The sequence below is a fragment of the Pseudomonas donghuensis genome (genome assembly GCF_000696345.2).
GTDB lineage: Bacteria > Pseudomonadota > Gammaproteobacteria > Pseudomonadales > Pseudomonadaceae > Aquipseudomonas > Aquipseudomonas donghuensis.
Map to the genome: position 1 here is coordinate 3210210 of NZ_CP071706.1, position 24549 is coordinate 3234758.

At 63.4% G+C, this 24549-nt stretch carries 19 protein-coding genes and 2 pseudogenes; 12 read left to right on the top strand and 9 right to left on the bottom strand.

All coding sequences use genetic code 11. From position 1 onward, the window contains the following. The first annotated feature begins 54 nt into the window (after positions 1-54). Both BV82_RS15035 and BV82_RS15040 read left to right on the top strand, forming a co-directional pair. Complete coding sequence (locus tag BV82_RS15035) at positions 55-522, top strand: VOC family protein (protein ID WP_010227023.1); 468 nt, start codon at positions 55-57, stop codon at positions 520-522. An 87-nt stretch (positions 523-609) separates the two neighbouring features. Further along, positions 610-1803, top strand: a complete 1194-nt coding sequence (locus tag BV82_RS15040; protein WP_036997083.1) for a hypothetical protein — start codon at positions 610-612, stop codon at positions 1801-1803. Between the two features lie 85 nt (positions 1804-1888). On the opposite strand, the gene BV82_RS15045 is transcribed toward BV82_RS15040, so the two are convergent. After that, the gene (locus tag BV82_RS15045) at positions 1889-2344 is read right to left on the bottom strand and encodes an REP-associated tyrosine transposase (protein WP_010227025.1); all 456 of its coding nucleotides are present in this window, start codon (positions 2342-2344) and stop codon (positions 1889-1891) included. Positions 2345-2673: 329 nt separating this feature from the next. Here BV82_RS15045 and BV82_RS15050 point away from each other — a divergent pair, with 329 nt between their 5' ends. From BV82_RS15050 to BV82_RS15060, 3 genes are all read left to right on the top strand, one after another. Continuing rightward, a complete protein-coding gene (locus BV82_RS15050; protein WP_036997082.1) occupies positions 2674-4920 on the top strand; it encodes a FepA family TonB-dependent siderophore receptor in 2247 nt (748 codons plus the stop codon). Positions 4921-5263: 343 nt separating this feature from the next. Continuing rightward, positions 5264-5878: a response regulator transcription factor gene (locus tag BV82_RS15055; RefSeq protein WP_036997080.1), complete on the top strand. Its 615-nt coding sequence runs from the start codon at positions 5264-5266 to the stop codon at positions 5876-5878. Between the two features lie 7 nt (positions 5879-5885). Beyond that, positions 5886-9203, top strand: a complete 3318-nt coding sequence (locus BV82_RS15060) for a transporter substrate-binding domain-containing protein (protein WP_036997078.1) — start codon at positions 5886-5888, stop codon at positions 9201-9203. Here the strand turns inward: BV82_RS15060 and BV82_RS26735 are convergent. The 3 genes and pseudogenes from BV82_RS26735 to gntR form a co-directional block, all read right to left on the bottom strand. Further along, the gene (locus BV82_RS26735; RefSeq protein WP_371128680.1) at positions 9178-9672 is read right to left on the bottom strand and encodes a methyl-accepting chemotaxis protein; all 495 of its coding nucleotides are present in this window, start codon (positions 9670-9672) and stop codon (positions 9178-9180) included. The two genes, BV82_RS15060 and BV82_RS26735, sit on opposite strands and share 26 nt — an antisense overlap. Before the next feature lie 42 nt (positions 9673-9714). Beyond that, a pseudogene (locus tag BV82_RS26740) lies at positions 9715-10512 on the bottom strand (PAS domain-containing protein); the annotation flags it as partial. A gap of 84 nt (positions 10513-10596) precedes the next feature. Beyond that, entirely contained in the window at positions 10597-11616 is a 1020-nt protein-coding gene (gene gntR / locus BV82_RS15070; protein WP_010225281.1) for an HTH-type transcriptional regulator GntR, read from the bottom strand. Between the two features lie 206 nt (positions 11617-11822). Between gntR and BV82_RS15075 the strand changes: the two genes are divergently transcribed. Then, on the top strand, positions 11823-12362 hold the full coding sequence (locus tag BV82_RS15075; protein WP_036997074.1) for a gluconokinase: 540 nt from the start codon (positions 11823-11825) through the stop codon (positions 12360-12362). A 99-nt stretch (positions 12363-12461) separates the two neighbouring features. Next, positions 12462-13814: a GntP family permease gene (locus BV82_RS15080; protein ID WP_010225279.1), complete on the top strand. Its 1353-nt coding sequence runs from the start codon at positions 12462-12464 to the stop codon at positions 13812-13814. Between the two features lie 99 nt (positions 13815-13913). Here BV82_RS15080 and yiaY read toward each other — a convergent pair whose 3' ends face one another. The 3 genes from yiaY to BV82_RS15095 form a co-directional block, all read right to left on the bottom strand. Further along, positions 13914-15062: an L-threonine dehydrogenase gene (yiaY, locus tag BV82_RS15085; RefSeq protein ID WP_010225278.1), complete on the bottom strand. Its 1149-nt coding sequence runs from the start codon at positions 15060-15062 to the stop codon at positions 13914-13916. A gap of 83 nt (positions 15063-15145) precedes the next feature. Continuing rightward, the gene (gene ilvA, locus BV82_RS15090; protein ID WP_010225277.1) at positions 15146-16708 is read right to left on the bottom strand and encodes a threonine ammonia-lyase, biosynthetic; all 1563 of its coding nucleotides are present in this window, start codon (positions 16706-16708) and stop codon (positions 15146-15148) included. 178 nt (positions 16709-16886) lie between these two features. Beyond that, on the bottom strand, positions 16887-17315 hold the full coding sequence (locus tag BV82_RS15095; RefSeq protein ID WP_010225275.1) for a PACE efflux transporter: 429 nt from the start codon (positions 17313-17315) through the stop codon (positions 16887-16889). 98 nt (positions 17316-17413) lie between these two features. Here BV82_RS15095 and BV82_RS15100 point away from each other — a divergent pair, with 98 nt between their 5' ends. The 3 genes and pseudogenes from BV82_RS15100 to BV82_RS15110 all read left to right on the top strand — a co-directional run bounded on the left by BV82_RS15100 (position 17414) and on the right by BV82_RS15110 (position 21091). After that, complete coding sequence (locus tag BV82_RS15100; RefSeq protein ID WP_036997133.1) at positions 17414-18307, top strand: LysR substrate-binding domain-containing protein; 894 nt, start codon at positions 17414-17416, stop codon at positions 18305-18307. A gap of 286 nt (positions 18308-18593) precedes the next feature. Next, a pseudogene (locus BV82_RS15105) lies at positions 18594-20267 on the top strand (NfrA family protein); the annotation flags it as partial. After that, on the top strand, positions 20267-21091 hold the full coding sequence (locus tag BV82_RS15110) for a DUF4434 domain-containing protein (RefSeq protein WP_036997071.1): 825 nt from the start codon (positions 20267-20269) through the stop codon (positions 21089-21091). The pseudogene BV82_RS15105 and the gene BV82_RS15110, both read left to right, overlap by 1 nt. On the opposite strand, the gene paaX is transcribed toward BV82_RS15110, so the two are convergent. Both paaX and BV82_RS15120 read right to left on the bottom strand, forming a co-directional pair. Then, entirely contained in the window at positions 21064-21987 is a 924-nt protein-coding gene (paaX, locus tag BV82_RS15115; protein WP_010225269.1) for a phenylacetic acid degradation operon negative regulatory protein PaaX, read from the bottom strand. The genes BV82_RS15110 and paaX overlap by 28 nt on opposite strands. A 76-nt stretch (positions 21988-22063) precedes the next feature. Beyond that, on the bottom strand, positions 22064-22660 hold the full coding sequence (locus BV82_RS15120; RefSeq protein ID WP_010225268.1) for a phenylacetic acid degradation protein PaaY: 597 nt from the start codon (positions 22658-22660) through the stop codon (positions 22064-22066). 281 nt (positions 22661-22941) lie between these two features. On the opposite strand from BV82_RS15120, the gene paaF reads away from it, so the two are divergent. Beyond that, complete coding sequence (gene paaF / locus BV82_RS15125; RefSeq protein WP_036997069.1) at positions 22942-23712, top strand: 2,3-dehydroadipyl-CoA hydratase PaaF; 771 nt, start codon at positions 22942-22944, stop codon at positions 23710-23712. Positions 23713-23756: 44 nt separating this feature from the next. Then, entirely contained in the window at positions 23757-24548 is a 792-nt protein-coding gene (gene paaG, locus BV82_RS15130) for a 2-(1,2-epoxy-1,2-dihydrophenyl)acetyl-CoA isomerase PaaG (protein ID WP_010225266.1), read from the top strand. Position 24549 lies beyond the last annotated feature (1 nt).

Genomic DNA, 24549 nt, shown 5'->3' on the forward strand with positions numbered 1-24549 from the left:
TAAATATACAGTTTCGCGCCATTCCCTGCGGCGCCTTAAAGGAGGATCAATAAAATGGCAGTCAAACCAATCCCCGAAGGACAGCACAGCATTACCCCTTACCTGGGCATCAAGGATGCCGCCAAGGCCATCGAGTTCTACAAGAAGGCCTTCGGCGCCGTCGAGATGTTCCGCCTCGACGGCCCAGACGGGCGCGTCGGCCATGCCGAGCTGAAAATCGGCGATTCCTCGCTGATGCTTGCCGACCCCTGCGACCAGTCCGGTGGGCTGACCAGCAGCCAGTCGCTCAATGGCACCGCCATTGGTCTGCACCTGTATGTCGAGGACGCCGACAAAGTGTTTGCCCAGGCCCTCGCTGCCGGCGCCACCCAGGTCACCGAAGTCAAAGACCAGTTCTACGGCGACCGTAGCGGCACCCTGAAAGACCCGTTCGGCAACCTGTGGTTCGTCTCCACCCACAAGGAAGACCTCAGCGTGGAAGAGATCCGCGCCCGCGCCGCCAAGCTGTTTGGCGGCCAGTAAGCAGCACCTGGCTCGGCTGGCGGGCATGTTCGCCAGCCGGGCTTTGCATTAAGGTGGCAGGCACAGGAAGGCTGGCCAGGATTGTCCATGCGAATCATCGAAAAAAACGCCGCGCTGGTGCGCACCCTCACCCCTGCTGAAGACGCGCTGTTGCGTGGTTTTGTCCAGGGCGGCCTGGAAGGCCCGCGCCTGTTGCAGGCCAACCAGCTGCTGATGAAGGTGCGCGCCGCCGGCCACTGGCTGGCCTGCGACTGCCAGCCCAAAGCAATGCCGGTACTCAACGTCAACCTCAATGGCAACACCGGCACGCTGTTCCTCAAGAACAACCCGGGCACGGCCGAGCACGCGCCAGACTGCGCGTTCATCAAGGATGAGCGGGAAAGTGGCAGCCGCGACAGCGACAACGACTCGCCACCGGCTGCCTGGCTCGCACCGGACACCCCCTTGCGCCTGATCGTTGATTTCAAAGCGGCCGGCGGCGCTGCTGGCGAGTCTGCAGGCAGTGGCGACAAACGCGAGCAGCATCGGCTGCTGTCGCTGCTGCTGACCTTGATCGAAGCCAGTGGCTTGAACGTCTATGCCACCCACTTGAAAAAAGACCTCACCGGGCAGTTCGCCGAATTGCGCGGGGTCGCCAGCCGTTATCCGTTGATCGAGCGGGTGCCGGCCAGCAACTACCTGGAAACCCGCCTGGACATGAAGCACATGATGATGCTCAAGGCGCGTTTGCGTGAGTCCACGGCCTTTGGCAACCATCGCCGGCATGGCCTGCTGCTCGACTGCGTCAGCCAGATCAAGGCGCGCAAGGTATTCAACGACCGCAGTGAAGACGGCTTCGACTTCCAGGGCCATCACCTGCTCTGGGGCGGCAGCAAGACCCCGGGGCCGTTGCTGGCCCTGGCGATCTACTCGCCGGCCAGTGCCGGCAGTCATTTCTATGAGCTGATTCATGTTGCCAGCGTGCCGGTGTTGTCGCGCGGGCAACTGTTCCCGGTGTATCGCGATGAAGAGCGTGAGCCGTTGAAGATGCTCATCTCGCTGATCGACTGGATGGCCAGCAAGGGCGTCAAGGTGATCATGCGCCGGCCGGTGCTCGGTGGTCAGGGCATGGACGCGCTGGTGCTCAGCTCCGACCAGGACCGGGTGCTGTCGGTGTCGCTGACCGAGCAGCCGCTGGGGCCGGAGCCGGAGGGCGAGACGTTCAAGCGTTATGCCGACTTCAAGAGCCTGGACACCTTTCGCAAGTATGTCGCCGGCTTCTTCATGCGCGGACGCGAGTAACGGCTAACGACCAGGCCGCTGCGCGGCCATCGCCCTGTGGGAGCCGGCCTTGCCGGCGATGGGCTGCCCCAGCGGCCCCAGGCCTCTAAAGCCAGATTGCATCCCAATGCGGATAATCACCAATGCTGGACACCAAACCAGCCCGCAACGGGTTTGCAACGATGTAGCGAGCCACCGCCTGAACATCCTCTTCCCGGCGTAACGCCCGATCATGAAAACCGTGCTGCCATAAACGACCCTTGCGCCGGCTGGCCTTGTTGATCAGGCAGGTACTGCGAGATTTGACCCGGCGTACCAGTGACGCAAGGGTGCCCTGGCGCAGCTCGATCAACCAGTGCAGGTGATCGGGCATGATCACCCAGGCCAAGGATTTAGCCAACGCTTGACGCTGTGCATATTGCAGTTGCTCAACCATCAGCCGAGCCAGGTGAAAATCGGTAAAAACCGGTTGGCGGTTTTCGGTGATGCTGGTCAGCAGGTATAAGCCGCCAAGTGTCGATACTCGCCCACGTCTCAGGCGATGGGAGGCTGGACTGTCCATGTTGGGTCTCCTGAAAATCGAGCTTTCAGGCTAGCTCGATCGAAACACTCAGGTGGCAGGTCAATTAAACTTGATGTGTCTGGACCATCGCTTCGCCGGCAACGCCGGCTCCCACAATAGATTGGTGCACCCACAACCCCGTGGGAGCCGGCCTTGCCGGCGATGGGCTGAACCCCGTATAGCAGAGCCTGTGCGTCCTGCTTCGTTAATATTTTATTTTTCTCCTTAAGGGTTTACACGCGAATGGTAATTCTTATCATTCTCGACTTCCCGAGCGACCGGGCCCTTCCGTCCCGGTCGCTCACCCTTTGCTCCAGGAGAAATCTGACATGGTGTCGCGCTTCAACCTCAGCCGCTTGAGCATTGCCTTGCTGGCGACCCTGGGTTCCACGGCAATCGCCGCAGCCCCGCTGGAACTGCAGCCGGACGAAGTCCAGGTGCAGCCGACCGACCTGCCAGTGGACGGCAGCCGGCAAGCGATCGAGCTGGAGAACACCCGGGTACTGGGCACCGCCGAAGAGGAGCTGAAGCAAGCTCCCGGGGTGTCGATCATCACCGCTGAAGACATCAAGAAACGCCCACCAGTCAATGACCTCTCCGACATCATCCGCCGCGAACCCGGGGTCAACCTCACCGGCAACAGCAGCAGCGGCGCCCGCGGCAACAACCGTCAGATCGACCTGCGCGGCATGGGCCCGGAAAACACCCTGATCCTCATCGACGGCAAGCCCTCTACCTCACGCAACGCCGTGCGCTATGGCTGGAGCGGCGACCGCGACACCCGGGGCGAAACCAACTGGGTACCGGCCGAAGAAGTCGAACGCATCGAGATCCTGCGCGGCCCGGCCGCCGCGCGCTACGGCTCCGGCGCCATGGGCGGTGTGGTCAACATCATCACCAAGCGCCCGACCCAGGACCTGCGCGGCTCCATGACCCTGTACACCATGCTCCCCGAGGACGATGCCGAAGGCACGGGCAAGCGGGTCAACTTCAGCTTGAGCGGGCCGCTTACCGACAGCCTGATCTTCCGCGTCTATGGCAACCTGAACAAGACCGACGCCGATGACATGAAGATCAACTCGGCGCACCAGGCCTTCGATTCATCCTTGATGGCCGGCCGCGAAGGCGTGCGCAACAAGGACATCAACGGCCTGCTGAGCTGGAAGATCGACCCGGCCAACACCCTTGATTTTGAGTCCAGCTACAGCCGCCAGGGCAACATCTTTGCCGGCGACACCATGCTCAACGCCGGCGGCGAGTTCGTCGAAAGCCAGGTGGGCAAGGAAACCAACGTCATGCAACGCTCAAGCTTTGCCGTGACCCATCGCGGCGACTATGACTGGGGTACCTCCACCGCGTCGCTGTCCTATGACCTGACCCGTAACGACCGCCTCAATGAAGGCCTGGCCGGCTGGGGCGAAGGTGCGCCATCGGGCGGTGCCGGACGCTTCGAGTCGCGCCTGCGCAATACCCGCGCCACCGGCGAGGTCAACCTGCCACTGAGCATCGGTCTGGAGCAGGTGCTGACCCTGGGCGGCGAATACCTCTATGAATCGCTCAACGACCCGGGCTCGCTGCGCCCGCAAAGCTATGACCCAGGCGCTGAACTGCCGAACTTCGACCGTACCCAGACCAAATCCACCGCGCGCAGTTTTGCCCTGTACGCCGAGGACAACATCGAAGTCGGCGAAAACACCATTGTCACCCCTGGCCTGCGTCTTGATCACCACGAGGACTACGGCAACAACTGGAGCCCGAGCCTGAACGCCTCGCACCAGATCACCGAGGCCCTGAGCATCAAGGGCGGTATCGCCCGCGCTTACAAAACCCCGAACCTGTACCAGGCCAACCCCAATTACCTGCTGTACAGCCGTGGCGCAGGTTGCAACTCCAGCGAAGTCAACAATGGCGGCTGCTACCTGCTGGGCAACGCCAACCTCGAACCGGAAACCAGCGTTAACAAGGAACTGGGCCTGGCCTACGACAAGGGCACCTGGCGCACCAGCGCAACCTACTTCCGTAACGACTACAAGAACAAGATCGAAGCCGGCAACCAGACCTTGTTCCGCCTGCCCAACGGGCGCCGCATCCTGCGCTGGGAAAACACCGGCAAGGCCGTGGTGCAAGGTGTCGAGGGCAACCTGTTCGTCGAGCTGACCTCAGCGCTGGACTGGAACACCAACTTCACCTACATGATCGAGTCCGAAGACAAGAAAACCGGCGAGCCGCTGAGCATCATTCCCGAGTACACGGTCAACTCGACCCTGGACTGGAACGTCACCGACAAGCTGTCGTTCCAGCTCAACGGCACCTACTACGGCAAACAAGAAGCACCTACCTACAACGCTCGGGCCAATGAAGCCCTGGACAAGAAGGTCCAGAAGGACGTCGATCCCTACGGGATTGTCGGCATCAGCGGGGGCTATGAATTCACCAAGAACCTGAGCATGCGCGTGGGCGTGAACAACCTGTTCGACAAGCGCCTGTACCGCGAAGGCAACTCCGATGAAGCCGGGGCCTTGACCTACAACGAGGCGGGCCGGGCGTACTTCGCCTCGTTTACCACGTCGTTCTGAACCCGGCGTTGACCGCAGGGCAGCCTTGCTGCCCCATCGCCGGCAAGCCGGCTCCCACAGTGGACTTGCATGCACCCGACCTGTGGGAACTGACTTGCCAGCGATCGAGCGCGAAGCGATCGCAATCCCGGCAACATCGGTTAGCGACAGTCCGTGTAGCGGTCTCTCTAGTCAATATGTAGGAATATTCGACAATTCCTACCACAATTTTCAACGCCTCTATACTTCCCATACTCTTGCATCCTGATTCGACGTATCGTTGGCGACTCGCCGGCTCCGGCCCGTTTCGTCTTCCTGAATGATTCAGGAAACGGCTTACCCTCTTCGTCAAGGAGTTGCGCCAATGCCCACGGTACTGATCGTCGATGATCACCCCACAATTCGTCTTGCGGTGCGTATTCTGCTGGAACGCGAACGCTACGAAGTGGTGGGTGAAACCGGGGACGGCGTGGCCGCCGTGCAGATGGCCCGCGAACTGCGCCCCAATGTGGTCATCCTCGATATCGGCCTGCCCGGCCTGGATGGCCTGGGCGTGATCAAACGCCTGCACCTGCTGGAAAAACCGCCGAAAATCATGGTCCTGACCGGTCAGCCCGCGGCCTTGTTCGCCCGTCGCTGCCTGGATGCCGGCAGCTCGGCCTTCGTGCACAAGGACGAAGACCTGGACGCACTGGTGTTTGCCTTGAAAGCCATGCTCAAGGGCTACTCGACCTTCCCTGACATGTCCGCCAGCCGCGGCCCGCTGGGCAGCGAAGAAGAGCGGCTGGCCAGCCTTTCCCACCGCGAGATGGAAGTGCTGCGCATGCTCGCCGCCGGCCTTTCCAACAACGACATCGGCATTCGCATGCTGCTGAGCCCCAAGACCATCAGCACCTACAAGAGCCGGATCATGGAGAAGCTTCAGGTAGGATCTTTCGTCGACCTTATGGGTCTGGCAAATCGCAATCTTGTGATCTGAGCCGGCCATGACCCTGCGCCCCGCTCTTCTGCTCTTGCTGCTGGTCTGCCTGCCGGCGTTGTTGCTCAACAGCAGCCTGGCCGATGAGCCCGGTGAACCGCGCACGCTGCTGGCCCGCTCAGTGGTGGGTGGCGAAGGCGTAGCGCTGTCGCCGGATGATCGGCGCTGGCTGAAGGAAAAAGCCGTGCTGCGCCTGGGAACCTCGAGCCCGGACTACCCGCCTTTCGATATCAATGTCAGCCAGAGCGAATACGAAGGCCTGACCGCCGACTATGCCGGGCTGATCAGCGAACTGCTGGGCATCCCCTTCGACGTGCGCCGCTACGCCAGCCGCAAAGAGGCGATCGCCGCCCTGCATGCCGGGGACATCGACCTGCTCGGCAGTTCCAATGGCTTTGAAGCCGCCGATGCCCAGCTAGTGCTGAGCCAGCCCTATGCCGATGATCTGCCGGTGATCGTCACGCCCCAGGGCAAGACCCGCGCCGTCGATGACGAGCTGGATGGGCTGCGCCTGGCGATGGTCGATCACTACCTGCCGGACGAAGAAGTCCGGCATCTGTTCCCCAAGGCCCGCCTGCAGTTGTACACCTCGACCATGGCCGGCTTGTCGGCCGTCTCGCTGGGCCAGGCCGACGCCTTTCTCGGTGATGCGATCAGCAGTGATTACCTGATCGGCAAGAGCTTTCAGGACAGCGTGCAGATTTCCCACTTCGTCAAGCACGAGCGGGAAACCTTCGCCTTTGCCCTGGCCCGCGGCAACGACAGGCTGTTGCACCTGCTCAACCGTTCACTGGCGGTCACCAGTGAAACCGAGCGTTTGAACATCCTGCGCCGCTGGAGCAGCGGCAGCACCAGTATGTTGCTTGATCGCGGCGCCTTGACCCTGAGCCACGAGGAGCGGCGCTGGATCGAACAGCACCCGGTTACCCGTGTGCTGGTGAACAAATACTTTGCGCCGTTGAGTTTCTACGATGACCAGCAGCAGGTTCGCGGCATAACCGCCGACGTCCTGGAGCAGATCAGCCTGCGCACGGGGCTGAAGTTCGAGTTCATCGAGACCGATGCCGGTGCGACCATGATCGCGTTGCTGCAACAGGGCAAAGCCGACCTGGCCGGTACGCTGGTCTATAGCCCCGAGCGCGCCAGGCTGGTCAACTTCAGTCGGCCATACCTGACCGACCCTTGGGTGCTGGTGTGCCGTACCGACAGCGAGTTCGGGCAAAACCCCGAACAGCTGGATGGCAAGCGCGTGGCGGTCATTCGCGACACCCCCTTGAAGGCGCAATTGCTGCAGCGTTACCCGACGCTGACGCTGATCGAGGTCGATAGCCCGCTGGCATTGATGGAAGCCCTGGAGGATAAACAGGTCGACCTGGTACTGAGCTCGCGCATCAACGCGGCCTACTTCATCAGCCGCCTGTTCAAGGATCGGTTGCGTATCGCCTCCCAGTATGGCGACCGGCCGATTACCGCCTCGTTTGCAACGCCCAAGGACGCCAGGGTGCTGCGCTCGATCATCGACAAGGCCTTGCTCAGCATCCCGCCCGACGAACTGGCGCAACTGACCAACCGCTGGCGCACCAACGCACTGATCAGCGACAGCCCCTGGTACAACTACCGCTCACTGATCCTGCGGATTCTCATCGTCGCCAGCCTGATGATCGCCGTGGTGGTGTTCTGGAACCGCTACCTGCGCAACCTGATCCGCCAACGCAGCGAGGCCCAGCAAGCGCTGCAGCACGAACTGGGGTTCAGCAAGCGCCTGCTCGACGAACTGCGCCTGGCCAAGGACCAGGCCGACGACGCCAGCCGGGCCAAAAGTACGTTCCTGGCGACCATGAGCCATGAAATCCGCACGCCGATGAACGCGGTGATCGGCCTGCTCGAGCTTGCGCTCAAGGATGCCGAGCAGGGCCGTGCCGATCGCGCCTCGCTGCAGGTCGCCTTCGACTCGGCCAACGGCCTGCTGGCGCTGATCGGAGACATTCTCGACATCGCCCGGATCGAATCCGGACACATGGAACTGAACGCCACCGCCACCGACCTGACAGCGCTGGTTGCCGCTACCGTACGGGTGTTCGAAGGCAATGCCCGGCTCAAGGGCCTGATGTTGCAGACGGACTTGCACACGGTCACCGAGGGTGTGCTGGTTGACCCGCTGCGTTTCAAGCAGGTGCTGTCGAACCTGCTGGGCAATGCCCTGAAGTTTACCGAGCAGGGCCAGGTCAAGGTCACGCTGCGCTGGGGCGCGGAACAGCCCGGGCAGGTGCGACGGGTCTTGCTCAGCATTGAAGACAGCGGCATCGGCATCAGTGCTCAAGACCAGGCGCGCCTGTTCCACAACTTCACCCGGGTGGGCGAACAACAGGCACGCCAGGGCAGCGGCCTGGGCCTGGTGATCAGCCGTACCCTGTGCGAGCTGATGGGTGGCCGACTGAGCCTGACCAGCACCCCGGGCGTCGGCACGCGGGTCGACATCGAGTTGCAATTGCCGATTGCGACCCTGGCGCAAGCGCCCCTGGCAGAAATCGAGCAACCGCTGGCCGACAGTGCCTTGAACATATTGGTGGTAGACGACTACCCCGCCAACCTGATGCTGCTGCAGCGCCAGCTCAGTGTTCTCGGCCATCAGGTCAGCCAGGCCAGCGATGGCCAGGCCGCGCTGGGGCTGTGGCTGCAAGGGCAGTTCGATGCGGTGATCACCGATTGCCACATGCCCGGCATGGATGGCCATCAGTTGGCACGCCGGCTGCGCAGCGAGGAACACCTGCAGCAACGCCGCGCCTGCCTGATCCTCGGCTTGACCGCTAATGCCCAGGTTGAGGAGCGCGAGCGATGCCTGGCCAGCGGCATGAACGATTGCCTGTTCAAGCCGATCGGTCTCAATGAGTTGCGCCGTCATCTGATCGCAGTGACCAGCCCGACATCGGCGCCAGCAGTTACCGCGCAGGCGCAGGAGCCGGAGCATGCCAGCGGCTTCGATGTCGACAACCTCAAGCACCTGACGCTGGGCGATCCGCAACTGGTCGAACGCCTGCTGCGGGAACTGGCGCACAGCAACAGCGACGACCTCAAGGCCCTGCGTGCCCTGGGCCCGGAACCTGTGCGCGATGCCTTGCGCGCCCTGGCCCACCGGATCAAGGGCGGCGCCAAGATGCTCAAGGCCCGTGGCGTGGTAAGGCGCTGCGAAGCGCTCGAGCAAGCCTGTGTTGGCGAGGCCAGCAGCGCCGATCTAGAGGTGCTGGCCAAGGCCCTGGAACACAGCCTGCAGACCCTCGACGGCCAGCTCAACCAGCGGCTCAGTGCAACTGCAAGGTCGAGTTGATCTGGCTGATCGCATCGACCACATGCTGGGACCCCTGCTGGATTTCCAGAATCACCTCACCGGCTTCGTTAGCCAGTTCCACGCCAAGGCCGGTACGGCTGAGGCTTGACTGCATGCTGGCCACGGCGGTCAACGACAAGTCATGGTTCTGGCGCACCACCTCGACAATCTCCAGGGTGGCCTTGCTGGTACGTGCCGCCAGGTTACGCACCTCATCGGCCACCACGGCAAACCCGCGCCCGTGCTCGCCGGCCCGCGCCGCTTCGATGGCGGCGTTGAGTGCCAATAGATTGGTCTGGTCGGCGATACTGCGGATGGTCTGGACGATCTGCCCGATCAGCTCCGACTGCTTGCTCACCGCATCGATGCTGCGGGCGGCGGCATTGAGGTCCTGGGAGATTTCCTCGATCACCTGCACGGTTTGCTGCACCACCTGTGAGCCTTTGCGCGCACAAGCGTCGTTCTGCACCGAAGTGGCGTGGGCCGATTCGGCGGCGGTTTGCTGGGTACTGACCTGACGGGTGATGTCGCTGGCGAACTTGACCACTTTGTACAGCCGCCCGCGGGTGTCGAAGATCGGGTTGTAGGAAGCCTCCAGATAGACCATCTGCCCGAGCTTGTTGACCCGTTCAAAGCGGTGGGAATGGTACTCGCCGCGGTTGAGCGAGGCCCAGAAGGCCTTGTAGGCCGCCGACTCGCTTTCGCTCTTGTGGCAGAACAGGCTGTGGTGCTTGCCCACCACCTCGTCCAGGCGGTAATGCATGGTGTCGAGGAAGTTCTGGTTGGCCTCGATGACCTTGCCATCCGGGGTGAATTCGACCATGGCCATCGAGCGGCTGATGGCATTGATCAGGCTTTCGGTCTCGTGTTCGTGGCGCACCCGCTGGGTGATGTCCGAGGCGACCTTGATCACGCCGGTGACTTGCTGCTGCGCGCCGAGCACCGGCATGTAGCTGGCTTCGAGCCAGACTTCGCGACCCTGCTTGTCGACACGGGCAAAGGTGCCGCTGCGCGGTTCACCGCGGCCCAGGTCACGCCATAACTGGTGATATTCCTCGCTCTTGGTGAAGGCTTCTTCGCAGAACATGCGGTGATGCTTGCCGCGAATCTCCTCGACGCTATAACCGAGGGTTTTGCAGAAGTTTTCGTTGGCGTCGAGGATCACCCCGTCGGGGCTGAATTCAATCATCGCCATCGAGCGGCTGATCGCCGCAAGTTTGCCACTCATGTGCCCCAAGGCCTGGGTGCAACGCTCGATTTCAGCCAGATCGGACTTACGATGCAAATCAAACATTTTGCAACACTCCATGCTCGGGATGTGCTGAGCATAGATCGCGATTAGCACCGTGCAAGCACTATGACATCACCGTGCAACGCCCGCCGACTGGCGGTTTCAGCTGCTTTCGCGGACCATCAGTTCAAAGCCCAGGTCCTGGCTTTGCACCTGCGCGCGTTTGCCGTCGAGCAGGCCCAGCAGCGCCTGGGCGGCGCAACGGCCAATGGCCGCGCGCGGGGTGCGAATCGAGGTCAGGCGCGGGACCATGTACGCTGAGGCGGGCAGGTCGTTGAAACCGACCATGGCCACTTGCTGCGGCACCTTGATGCCCTGGCGCAGCGCTTCGAGAATGGCGCCCTGGGCCAGGTCGTCGTTGCAGAAGAAGATGCCGTCGACATCCGCATGACGTTGCAGCAACTGGGCGAACAGTTCGCCGCCCAGGCCGATCGACGACGGCTGCGGGGCGAGCACTTCCCGCGCATGGGCATCCAGGCCCGCCTCGGCCAGGGCCTGGCGAAAGCCTTCGGCGCGCTGCATCACCCGCGGGTCGAGTTGTGCGGCAATAAATCCCGGGCGTTTGCAGCCGCGCTCAAGCAAATGCCGCGCAGCCGCCCTGCCCGCTTCCTGTTGGGAGAAACCTACCGACATCGCCTGGGCATCGCCGCCCAGCTCCATCATGTGCACGCAAGGTATGCCGCTGGCTGCCAGCAGCTGCTTGGCCGCGTCGCTGCGATCAAAGCCGGTGAGCAGGATGCCGCGTGGCTGGTAGGCCAGGTAGTTGCGGATCAGGTTCTCTTCTTCGGCAATATCGTAGTGATAGTTACCAATCAGCACCTCAAGCCCACGCGGTCGCATCACCTCATGGATGGCTTCCAGGGTGTCGATGAACAGGTGGTTGGACAGCGACGGGATCAACACCACGATCGACTGGCTTTGCGCCGACGCCAACGCCCGGGCCGCCGGATTGGCCACGTAGCCAAGGCTGGCAGCGGCCACCTGGACCTTCTCGACCAGCTCCGGGGCAACCGTGCTGACCCCGCGCAGCGCCCGCGAAGCAGTGATCGGGGAAACCCCGGAAAGCCTGGCCACTTCAGCCAAGGTGGGACGACCGGTAGTACGGGAGCCAATGCGGGTCATGACAGGTTTTATTTTCGACTTGCAAAGAATGGGGAACGGGCACTAAGGTAGCGCTGTCTCAGACCACAGGCAATGCAAAACTGCATGAGGCCAGGAATGAGCATCCAGACTGCTTTTACAAGATCAATAACATCTGGGTGGGAAGCGCCCGAGACTTTAGCGGTCTCACTTCAAGATAGCGCTATCTTGCCCTGCAGGAGGTACCGATGAATCCCCCCTTGTCCGCAATCGTGGTAATGGGCGTAGCTGGCTGCGGCAAGAGCTGCGTCGGTGCCGCCATCGCCAGCCATAGCGGCGGCCGCCTGATCGAAGGCGATGCCTTTCACCCTGCCGCCAACATCCAGAAGATGAGCGCCGGCATTCCCCTGGATGACGACGACCGTGCGGGTTGGTTGATCCTTCTGGGTGAAGAACTGCAACGTACCCTCAAAAGCGGCGCACGGCCGATCCTCACCTGCTCGGCGCTGAAAAAACGCTACCGCGATGCCCTGCGCCACGCGGTGCCGGACCTGGGCTTCGTGTTCCTCGAACTCAGCCCCGAAGAAGCCGAACGCCGGGTACTGGCCCGCCCCGGCCACTTCATGCCCGCCAGCCTGATCGAAAGCCAGTTCGCCGCCCTCGAACCGCCCCATGGCGAGCCACTGACCCTGCCACTGGACGCCACCCTGCCGGTGGACAAGCTGGCCATCGAGGTAGACCAGTGGCTAAAGCCCTGCGGTGAACCGTTGCTGGCGCGAACGGCCTGACCCTGGCTGTTTTCTCGGCTCACCAAAGATAGCGCTGTCTCGCCCCGTAAACGCTGCAAACGTTACGCCCACAAAAATGACAAGATGAGGCACTGAACCATGTTCGGTTTGGCAACTGATACCTACCTGCTGCTCGACGCGGTGATCACCATCATCGGCCTGGTGCTGCTGATCACCCACTTCAAGGTCCACCCCTTTGTCGCCCTGACCCTGGCCGCAGGCTTTCTTGGCCTGACCTCCGGCATGCCGGTGGCCAAGGTGATGAAATCATTCCAGGACGGCTTCGGTGGCGTGCTCGGCTTTGTCGGCATCGTCCTGGCCCTGGGCACCATGCTCGGCAAGCTGATGGCCGATTCCGGCGGTGCCGACCAGATCGCCCAGACGCTGATTCGTGCCTTCGGTAAACAGAAGGTGCACTGGGCGATGATGTTCGCCGCCTTTCTGGTGGGTATTCCGCTGTTCTTTGAAATCGGCTTCGTATTGCTGATTCCGCTGGTGTTCATCGTCGCCCGGCGCTCCGGGGTGTCGCTGATCAAGATCGGCATTCCGCTGCTGGCCGGGTTGTCGGTGGTCCACGGCCTGGTGCCGCCCCACCCGGGGCCGCTGCTGGCGATTGGCATCTTCAATGCCGACATCGGCAAGACCATCTTCTACGGGCTGATCGTCGCCCTGCCCACGGCGATCATCGCCGGCCCCCTGTACGGCAACTTCATCTCCAAGTACATCCCGGGCAACCCGAACAAGGAGCTGATGGACCAGATCGCCCGCGAGTCCGACCAGCACAACCTGCCTAGCTTCAGCATCACCCTGATCACCGTGCTGCTGCCGGTGTTCCTGATGCTGCTGAAAACCTTCGCTGACGTGGTACTGCCGGCCGAGCATATCGTCCGTCAGTGGATGGACCTGATTGGCCACCCGATCAGCGCCCTGCTTGCCGCCCTGCTCCTGGCCTTCTACACCTTTGGCGCGGCGCGCGGTTTTTCCCGCCAGCAGATCATGAAGCTGCTCGACCAGAGCCTGGCGCCAACGGCGGCAATCGTCCTGATCGTCGGTGCCGGTGGTGGCTTCAAGCAGATGCTGGTGGATACCGGCGTGGGTAATGTGATCGGGCAGATGGCCGTACAGGCGCAGATATCGCCAATCATGCTGGCCTGGCTGGTGGCGGCGGTGATTCGCATCGCCACCGGTTCCGCGACGGTGGCGACCATTACCGGGGCCGGGATCGTCGCGCCGGTGATCGGCATGATTCCGGGGGTCAACCGCGAGCTGCTGGTGCTGGCGACCGGCGCGGGGTCGTTGATTCTGTCCCACGTCAACGATGCCGGCTTCTGGCTGGTGAAGCAGTACTTCAACATGACCGTGGCCGAGACCTTCAAGACCTGGAGCATGATGGAGACCATCCTGTCGGTGGTCGGCATCATCTTTATCATGCTGCTGTCGTTGGTGGTCTGAAGACCTGCGGGCTGCTGCGCAGCCCATCGCTGGCAAGCCAGCTCCCACAGGTTCGGTGTACACAGGACCTTGTGGGAGCTGGCTTGCTAGTACATCAGATCAAAAAGCTGCCTTGAAGATCGCCTCGATCTCCTCCTGGCTGGCCACCCGCGGGTTGGTCAGGCCGCAAGCATCCTTCAAGGCATTGCTGGCCAGGGTCGGAATATCCGCCTCCTTCGCCCCCAGCAGCGCCAACCCGGCCGGGATATCAATGGCCCGCGACAGGTTCTCGATCGCCGCCAGGGCCGCATCGCTGCCCTGCTCGACGTTCATGGCGCTGACCTCCACGCCCATGGCCTTGGCCACATCACGCAGGCGCGCGGCACTGACGCTGGCGTTGAAGCGCTGTACATGGGGCAACAGCACCGCATTGCAGACACCATGGGGCAAGTCATAGAAGCCACCGAGCTGGTGAGCCATGGCATGCACGTATCCCAGGGAAGCGTTGTTGAATGCCATGCCGGCGAGGAACTGGGCGTAGGCCATGTTCTCCCGGGCCTGAAGGTCGCTGCCGTCGGCTACGGCCTGGCGCAGGTTGTCGCTGATCAGCTCGATGGCCTTGATGGCGCAGGCATCGGTGATCGGCGTGGCCGCCGTCGATACATAGGCTTCAATGGCGTGGGTCAAGGCATCCATGCCGGTGGCCGCCGTCAGGCCTTTGGGCATGCCGACCATCAGCGCCGGGTCGTTGACCGACAGCAGCGGCGTGACGTTGCGGTCGACGATGGCCATTTTCACGTGGCGCGCTTCGTCAGTGATGATGCAGAAGCGGGTCATCTCGCTGGCCGTACCGGCCGTGGTATTGATGGCAATCAGCGGCAGTTGCGGCTTGGCCGACCGGTCGACGCCTTCGTAGTCACGGATGTGCCCGCCGTTGGTGGCGCACAGGGCGATGCCCTTGGCACAGTCATGGGGCGAGCCGCCGCCCAGGGAAATCACACAGTCGCAACGCTCGCGCTGCAACAGCGCCAGGCCCTGCTCGACGTTGGCAATGCTCGGGTTGGGCTTGGCGCCATCGAAGATCGCCGAGTCGATGTCGCGCATCGCCAGCATTTCGGCCATGCGCTCGGCAACGCCGGCTTTGGCCAGGCCCGCGTCAGTGACGATCAAGGCCTTGCGCAGGCCATACCCGGCAATGGCAGCCATCGCCTCTTCGAGGCAATCGATGCCCATGATATTGACGGCGGGGATGAAAAACGTGCTGCTCATGGCGAGATCCTCATGCAATGTACCTTTGCCTTGAGGATCCACCTGTCGGCCCTGCCCCGTGTTGATCTGGGGCAAGGCCTGGCTCAGCCGAGGAACAGCCGGTAGGCCGGGTTGTCGCTTTCGTCCCAGTAGCGGTAGCCCATGGCGTCCAGCGCCTCGGGCAGGCTGGCCTGTTCGTCCTGCGGCACTTCCAGAGCGGCGAACACCCGCGCCTCGGCGGCGCCGTGGTTGCGGTAGTGGAACAGGCTGATGTTCCAGCGTTTGCCCAGGCGCTCCAGAAAGCCCAGCAAGGCCCCCGGGCGCTCGGGGAATTCAAAGCGCAGCACGCGCTCGTCCGCACCCGGCCCGGCGTGGCCACCGACGGTATGGCGCACGTGCAGCTTGGCCAGTTCGTTGTCGGTCAGGTCCAGCACCGTGTAGCCCTGCTCGCGCAGGCTGGCCAGCAACTGCTCGCGGGGATCGGTCTGCGGGTGGGTCTGCACGCCCACGAACAGCCGCGCTTCCTTGCCCGGATAGTAGCGGTAGTTGAACTCGGTGATCTGGCGCTTGCCCAGGGCCTGGCAAAAGGCGCGGAAACTGCCCGGCTGCTCGGGGATGGTCACGGCGATGATCGCTTCGCGCTGTTCGCCAAGTTCGGCACGCTCGGCCACATGGCGCAGGCGGTCGAAGTTGACGTTGGCGCCGGAATCGATGGCCACCAGGGTCTGCCCCTGCACGCCTTCGCGGGCCACGTACTTCTTGATCCCGGCCACCGCCAGGGCGCCGGACGGCTCGGTGATCGAGCGGGTGTCGTCGTAGATGTCCTTGATCGCCGCGCACAACTCGTCGCTGCTGACAGTGATCACCTCGTCGACATAGTGGCGGCACAGTTCAAAGCAATGGGCACCGATCTGCGCCACTGCCACCCCCTCGGCAAAGCTGCCGACCTGAGCCAGCACCACCCGCTCGCCGGCGGCCATGGCCGCTTGCAGGCAATTGGAGTCGTGCGGCTCGACACCGATCACCTTGACCTCGGGGCGCAGGTATTTGACGTAGGCCGCGATGCCGGCGATCAGGCCGCCACCACCGACCGGGACGAAGATTGCATCCAGCTCGCCCGGTTGCTGGCGGAGGATTTCCATGGCCACGGTACCTTGCCCGGCGATCACGTCCGGGTCGTCGAACGGCGGCACGAAGGTCGCGCCTTCGCTGTCGGCCAGTTTCAAGGCATGGGCCAGCGCGTGCGGGAAGCTCTCGCCGTGCAGCACCACCTGGCCGCCGCGCGAACGCACGCCTTCAACCTTGAGCTCAGGGGTGGTGGTTGGCATCACGATGGTCGCGCGCATGCCCAGTTCGCGGGCGGCCAGGGCGACCCCCTGGGCATGGTTGCCGGCCGACGCGGTGATCACCCCGCGCTGGCGCTGGGCCGGGCTCAGGCGGCTGAGACGGGTATAGGCACCGCGGATCTTGAAGGAAAAGGTCGGTTGCAGGTCTTCGCGCTTGAGCAACACCTGGTTGCCGAGGCTGCGCGACAAGGCCGGCGCAGCTTGCAGGGGCGTTTCGATCGCCAGGTCGTACACGGGTGCCGCAAGAATGCGCCGCACGTAGTCAGACAGCAGGTTCAGCGGTGCGGACGGTGTACGGGGGCTTACGGCAAGGCTGGTCATCAGTGACTCCTGGTGTTTTAAAGTGCCCAGGAGAGAGAGAAAGAACCCGCCTCCAGGGCGGGTTCGGTGCAAGTGTCAGCTAGCCCGCCAAAACGATAATGGCGGTAATAATGCTGTGCTGAGGCAACTGCAGGAATGTATTCATGGCAGCGAAACTAGCGCAGCCGCGCAGACAAAGTCAAGCAGGCTCGCGGGCGGAGTCCGGCACATCGAAGAGCCGGTCGAAGGCCCACTGGAACACGAAGGCATAGACGAAGAAGAACAGGAACAGCGCCAGGTTGGTCAACAGCGCCGCCCACAGGCTGATCTGCAACCAGCCGGCGACCACCGGCAAGAGGATCAACACCAGCCCGCCTTCAAAGCCCAACGCATGCACAAAACGCCGCCACAGGGTACGCCGACGCTGTGCCTGACGCGCCTCCCAATACTCGAAGGCCCAGTTGTAGAACATGTTCCAGGCCAGGGCCACCGCCGAGAGGATCAGCGACAGCACGGTGGAATGGGCCATGCCGGCATCGAAGGCCCAGGACAATACCGGCGCCACACACAGCACGGCGATGGTTTCGTAGAGTATGGCCTGAACGATCTTGCGCGCCTTGCCTTGCATGTCTGCCTCCCTGAACGTCAATGAAGCCCCACCCTAGCCGCGTTGAGACGGCGGTTCAATTGAGCTAAATTGAGCCTCCCTCAATTGGCTTGAGCACCGTGTTCACCAAACTGCCCCTGACTGCCCTGCGCACGTTCGAATCGGCGGCCCGCCTGGGCGGCTTCAAGGCTGCCAGCGACGAACTGGCGGTCACCCCGGCGGCGGTCTCGCACCAGATCAAGCGCCTGGAGTCGCACCTTGGCCTGCTGTTGTTTGAGCGCAGCGCGCAGGGGGTCAGGCTCAGCGAAGCCGGTGAGCGCTTGTACCTGCAGGTGCACCAGGGCCTGGCAAACCTGCAGCGCAGCCTCGAAGCGTTGCAACCACCCGGCGATCGCCAGCAACTGACCCTGACCACCACCGCGGCGTTTGCCAGCTTGTGGCTGATCCCCCGGCTGGGCGATTTCCATCATCGCCATGGCGACATTCAGGTGCGGGTGCTGACCGGCAGCGAGGTGGTCGACCTGCAGCGCGACCAGCGTTTCGACCTGGCCCTGCGTGCCGAATTCAATCCCGACCCCGGGCTGCAACGGATGCCGTTGCTGGCCGAGCATTTCTCGGTCTATACCCCGCCCGGTTGGCAGGAGCCACCTGCGGATCAGCCCCTGTCGCTGCTTGAGGTACCGTGGAGTTCGGTCAGTGGCGTGGTCATCGACTGGGCCCGCTGGTGCGCATTGGCCGGCTGTGAAGACTGGCTGCAGCGGGCGCGCTTTCATCGCTACGACGATGAACACTATGCCCTGCAGGCGGCCGCTGCCGGCTATGGGCTGGTGCTGGCGAGCAATGTGCTGGTCGCCGACAGCGTGCGCCAGGGCTTGCTGCAGCCGTGGCGCGATGAAGTGCGTCTGCCGGCCGCACAGTACAGCGCAGTGTGGTTGCCGGGGCGTGAGCGCGAACCTGCGTTGCGGGCCTTCCTGGACTGGCTGGGCAGCGCTATTTGCGCTGGAGCGAATTAAATCCGTTCAAACTCGCGCACAAATTGATTACCCTGCTGCCCCGCCGCCTGGCCGTGCACTGCAGAGTGCCGCCAATCGCACCAGCAGGGCATGCCCCTCGGCTTGCAACACCCCTATCCCAGCCCCTTGGCAGAAGGAGGAGACCCGGCTCATGCTCGCGGCTCTCGACTTGCATCAGGACGATGCCGCGCTACCTAAGCGGGTCAGTCATCACTCGATCAACCAGCACCTGCGTGGGCCGATGCAACTGGCCACGGTCTTGCTGTGGTTTTACGCCGCCCCCGGCGTAGCCGATATCGGCCAGTGCGAGCGCCTGCGTCAGGCAACGCCTGCCAACCCCACCCAAGTCGACCAACTGCGCGCCCTGGGCCACTGCGCCATGCCCGAGCGCCCGGGTGAGGCGGTGGTCTACTACCAGGCCGCCGAAAGCCTGGGCGACAGCGGCAGCCGCCTGCCGCTGGCCTACGCCCTGGAAGCCTCGGGCGATTCCTACGGTGCGCAACCAATCTGGAAGCACCTGGCCGACAGCGAGTGGACCGACAACGCGCGCCTCACCGCCGCACGCAGTGCATTCAATGCCAACGATCCGTATCAGGCCGAAAAGTACTGGAACCAGGCGCCGCATGTAACGGCCGACGACTGGGCGCTGGGCGCGGCCATTGCCCGGCGCCAAAGCCAGATCGACGCCGCCATGAACTACCAGCGCGAGGCCCTCAAGCGCCAGCCGCGCCCCGACCACTACTACGCCGCCTCGGTGACCGCCGCGCAGAATGACGACCTGCGCCAGAGCACCGCCTGGCTGGCCGAAGCCGTACGCCTGGCGCCGGACCAGCCGCGCTACCGCGCCGACTACGGCATGCGCCTGTCAGGCTCGCAGGAGGAAGCGACCCGAGCCCGCTCGATTGCCCACCTTGAGCGCGCCACTCACGACTTCCCCGAGGACTACCGCCTCGGCGAAACCCTGGCCTGGCGCTACGCCGAAGTGGGGAACAGCGCCGCCGCGCGCAAAGAGCTGCGCCGGGTGCTGGATGTCGAGCAGGACCTGGTCGACGGCGATGACCAGTTCGGCAGCCTGCAAGCACGCAAGTACCGTCAGCGCCGCGACCATGAAGCGTTGTCGCGACGCGACCGCATCACCCTGGCCAGTACCTGGTCGCCGGGTGGCGTCTCGACCAACGACAACTTGCGTGACGAGCGCCAGAACCGCCGTGCCACCTCGCAAAACGTGCAGCTGGCGATGTGGGACCATGCCTTGGGCGAGGAACCGAGCCGCAATGGCAGCACCTTCTCGGTCTATGGCCGGGTGTTGTTTGGCGGCACGGGCCGCAACGACTACGCGCAAAGCATGGGCACCGGCGTCGGCCTGCGCTACAAGCCGTTCGGCACGGCCAACCTCAACCTCTACAGCGAGCTCTATCACCAGCGCCAGATCGACGATGCCCGTTACGGCGGCTTGAGCCTGGGCCAACTGATCAGCCCGAGCAAGGCTGGCGACAACTATGGCGACCTGCGCGGCCACGCCGCGTCGAGCAACGACCTGCTGCTGCGCGCCACCGCCTCGTTCCTCGACCAGGGCAAATGGCGCAACGACTGGCGCGCCGATGAAGACGACTGGGACGAGCGCTTCCTCTACCTCGATGGCGCCTGGTGGACCCGCGCCGGTGATCATCAATGGCTGTCGCGCTACCAGCGCGGACACACCTGGAAACTGCCCAGCACCTCGCCACAAACCCTGATGCCCTATGGCTTTCTTGAGCTCTCAAGCCAGGACCCGAGCAACGACTGGCGCCAGGACCTGCGCACCGGCCTGGGCTTGCGCTGGCAATGGTGGTTCGACGACGACCGCTACAACGCCTATCGCGGTTCGCTGAAAGTACGCGCCGAATACCAGCAAGCGCTGGGCGGTAATCTTTATGAACACACCAATGGCGTGTTGCTGGGTGCGGAGTTGACCTTCTGATGCGCCGCTTGATCGCTGTGATGCTATTGGTGCTGAGCCTGCAGGCCAGCGCCGACGAACACCTGTTCTACCAACCGCTGAACCGCGACGCCCAGTTGAGCCAGGAACAATGGCGCTCGCGATGGAAGGCCAGCGCGGCCCAGGGCGGCAAAACCCTGATCGTGCAGTGGAGCGCCTACGGCGACAGCGACTTCGGTGGTGCCCGGGGCTGGCTGGCCAACAGCCTGCGCCTGGCCCACGAACAGGGGCTGCAACTGGTGCTGGGGCTGTACATGGACGCCGCCTATTACCAGCGCATCGACGCGCTGGACGGCGCCGGCCTTGCCGCCTACTGGAAGGCCCAACTGGGCAACGCCCTGGCCCAGCAGCGCAAGGTGCGCCAGGACTGGCAATTGCCGGTGGCAGGCTGGTACCTGCCAATGGAACTGGACGACCTGCACTTTCACAGTGCCGACCGCCGCCAAGCGCTGTACACCCAGTTGCAGGCGTTCAACCGCCGGCTGGATGCGCCGCTGCACATCAGCGCCTTCAGCACCGGGCGCCTGAGCCCGGCGGTCAATGCCCGCTGGCTGGAGCAACTGGCCAGCCTCAATGTGCAGGTCTGGTGGCACGACGGTGCCGGCAGCGGGCGCCTGGCGCCGCTGGTGCGCCAAAGCTACCTGGACGCCCTGCCCTGCAGCATCGGCATCGTCAATGAAGCCTTTCGCCAGCCCCGCGCAGCAGGCCAGCCCGTCAGGGCCGTGGCGGCGCAACCGCCGCTGCGCAGCGCTTGCCATCCACGGGCGGTGTCAACAGATCAGGTCAAGCCGCCAAAGCGCTTGTAGAAGTTCTCGCCGACGTCCGGTAGCGGCCCGTCGGCGGTTTCCATGGCGCTTTCCAGCCATTGCTCGGCCGGGGCGACGATCAGCCGGTACAGGTTGCGGCACAATTGCCGGGCTGCGCGGCCTTCCCAGTCCCCCGGAAGCAGCTCGTCGGGGAGCTGCGGGTCACGCAGCAACAGCTTGCGGTACTCGTGAATCAACAGGATACGGGCCAGGAAGCAGTCCTGAGGGTCGAGCGTGGGTTGCTCGCGCAGGCTCTGCCAGAGCGGCCGAAACAACTGGATGAACTCGCTGTAATGGGCCGCCAGCTCCTCAAGGTTCCAGCTTTCGCGCACTTGCATGCGCAACGCCCGCGAGGCCAGTACATCCTGGGTGGTGGTCTCGAACAGGATGGTGTCTTCCTGCACGCCAAGCTCCAGCAAGGTGGCATTGACGTCGCCGCGGTCAAAACGCGGCGAGGCCAGTACCGTGGGTGCAATCGCGCCAAACCCCTGCCATTCGAGCTCTTCGCGCACCTGCTTGCGCTTGTCGGCAGGCAGCTGGGTCAGCATCGCCAGGCACCATGAGCCATCCCAGGCCGACAGGTTGGCGCTGTACACACGCTTGAAAGCCTTGTCGAAACGCCGCCGGCCGGTGCCGGTCAGGCTGTAATAGCTGCGCCTGCCAACCTTCTCTGCGGTCAGCCAGTTTTCTTTGCTCAGGCGAAAGATCGAGGTACGGATCAGCCGCTCGTTGATGCCCATGGGCTCGAGCAGCTGAATCAGGCTGCCCAACCACACGGTGCCACCATGGGGCTCGATGGCATCGCCATACAAGGTGATGATCAGCGAGCTGGCCCGTATGGGTGTCTGTTGCTGAAAACGGTTGATCAGCTGATTGAGCGGTGTCAGGGACGACATAGACGGTCCATCGAAAAAGTTGAAATATACCCCGCCGCCCAGCTCAAGACTACGCCGGCCCTGTTGCCCGAGGGTTTCAGGTGCTGCTGGCGGCCTTGGGGCGATGCTCGCTGTGGCTGATCCGTGGCCGGTCGGCTTCGACAGCCGACAACGGCGCGCACTCCACCAGGCTGCTGCAGCGCTGGCCGAGGAGTTGGTATTCGCGGGTGCCGGCTTGCTTCCAGGCCACTTCCTCATCGCTCAAGCGCCGGGTAACCCGGGCTGGCGAACCGACCACCAGCGATTGCTCGGCGCAGGTGAAGCGCGCCTTGACCAGGGCGCCAGCCGAGACGATCGAGCGCGCGCCGATGCGGGCGTAGTCCAGGACCACGGCATTGATACCGATCAACGCATCAGCGCCCACCCGGCAGCCATGCAACACCGCGCCGTGACCGACATGGCCGTCGCGCTCGATCACCGTATCACTGTCGGGGAAACCATGCATGACACAGGTGTCCTGCAGGTTGGCGCCCTCCTCCAGCACGATCCTGCCGAAATCACCGCGCAAGCTGGCCAAAGGACCGATGTAGCACCGCGGGCCAACAATCACGTCGCCGATCAATACGGCGCTCGGGTGTACATAGGCACTGGGGTCGACCACCGGCGTGAGGCCGTCAAGGCTGTAGCAGGGCATGGCGAATCTCCTCGTAGCATTTAACCGCAATCACCTGACAGCAATAACATTTTATGTATCGTTTTACCATGTCACCATCAGTGCACCCCCTCCTATAAGCCTCCGCTATTTATTGGATTCGGCAACACCACAGGCATAGAGCCACAAACAATTAGACACGCATTGTTATTTTTCGTGTTGTATTTTCGTATCGCTTCATGCCTATACTTTGACGAAACGGCTCCCGCCCGCCCAATAAAAATCCCGGCCTTGACGCCCGACCGCCCTGCGAGACCTTCGCCATGCCGCATACCCTTGCCGTGCACACCCACCAGGCGGTTTGCCTGATCACCCTGCAGCGCCCACAAGCACTCAATGCATTGACCAGTGAACTGCTGGCCGAGCTCGCCGAGCAACTGCAGCGCTGCGCCAGCGACGACAGCATTGGCGCCGTGGTCCTGACCGGCAGCCGCAAGGCCTTTGCCGCAGGCGCCGACCTCAATGAAATGGCCGGACGCGACCTGGTGGGCATGCTCAACGATCCGCGTCAGGCGCACTGGCAAACCATTACCCAGTTCGCCAAGCCCCTGATTGCTGCCGTCAATGGCTACGCCCTGGGCGCCGGCTGCGAACTGGCGATGCACGCCGACATCCTGATTGCTGGCGAGGACGCCCAGTTCGGCCAGCCGGAAATCAACCTCGGCATCATGCCCGGGGCCGGTGGCACCCAGCGCCTGCTGCGGGCGGTGGGCAAGTCGCTGGCCATGCAGATGGTCCTCAGCGGTGAGCCGATCAGTGCCAGGCGCGCCCTCGAGGCCGGCCTGGTCAGCGAAATCACCCCGCCGGAGCTGACGGTCGAGCGCGCCTTGCAGATTGCCCAGCGCATTGCCAGCAAAGCACCGCTGGCCCTGCGCCTGGCCAAGGAGGCGCTGCTCAAGGCCCAGGACCTGGACCTGGCCAGCGGCCTGCGCTTTGAACGCCACGCTTTCACCCTGCTGGCCGGCACCGCCGACCGCAACGAGGGCATCCGTGCCTTCCAGGAAAAACGCCGCGCCAGCTTCTGCGGCAAATAAGCCCCACCACCCCCTCGATTGACCTGCAACCAAAGGCAGATACCATGAGTTTCGAGCACATCCTGTTTTCCATCGATGCAGGCGTCGCCCTGCTCAGCCTCAATCGTCCCGAGCAACTGAACAGCTTCAACGGCCGCATGCATGAAGAGGTTCAGGAGGCGCTGCGCCTGGTACGCCGCAGCAATGACGTACGGGTCCTGTTGCTGACCGCCGAAGGCCGCGGCTTTTGCGCAGGCCAGGACCTGGCCGACCGCAATGTCGTCCCCGGCGCCGAGGCACCCGACCTGGGCGAATCCATCGAGCGCTACTACAACCCGCTGGTTCACACCCTGCGCGACCTGCCGATCCCGGTCATCTGTGCCGTCAACGGCGTCGCCGCCGGTGCTGGCGCGAACATACCGCTGGCCTGCGACCTGGTGCTGGCTGCTCGCTCGGCCAGCTTTATCCAGGCGTTCTGCAAGATCGGCCTGATCCCCGATTCGGGCGGCACCTACGCCTTGCCACGGCTGGTCGGCATGGCCCGGGCCAAAGCCCTGGCCATGCTCGGCGAACGGCTGAGCGCCGAACAAGCCGAGCAATGGGGCTTGATCTACCGCTGCGTCGAGGATGCTGAACTGCGCGACGAGGCCATCAAGCTGGCCCGCCACCTGGCCACCCAGCCCACCTACGGCCTGGGCCTGATCAAGCGCAGCCTGCATGCAAGCCTGGACAACAGCTTCGAACAGCAACTGACCCTGGAGCGCGACCTGCAACGCCTGGCCGGGCGCAGCGAGGACTATCGCGAAGGCGTGAGTGCCTTCATGGCCAAGCGTACTGCTCAGTTCAAAGGGCGTTGAG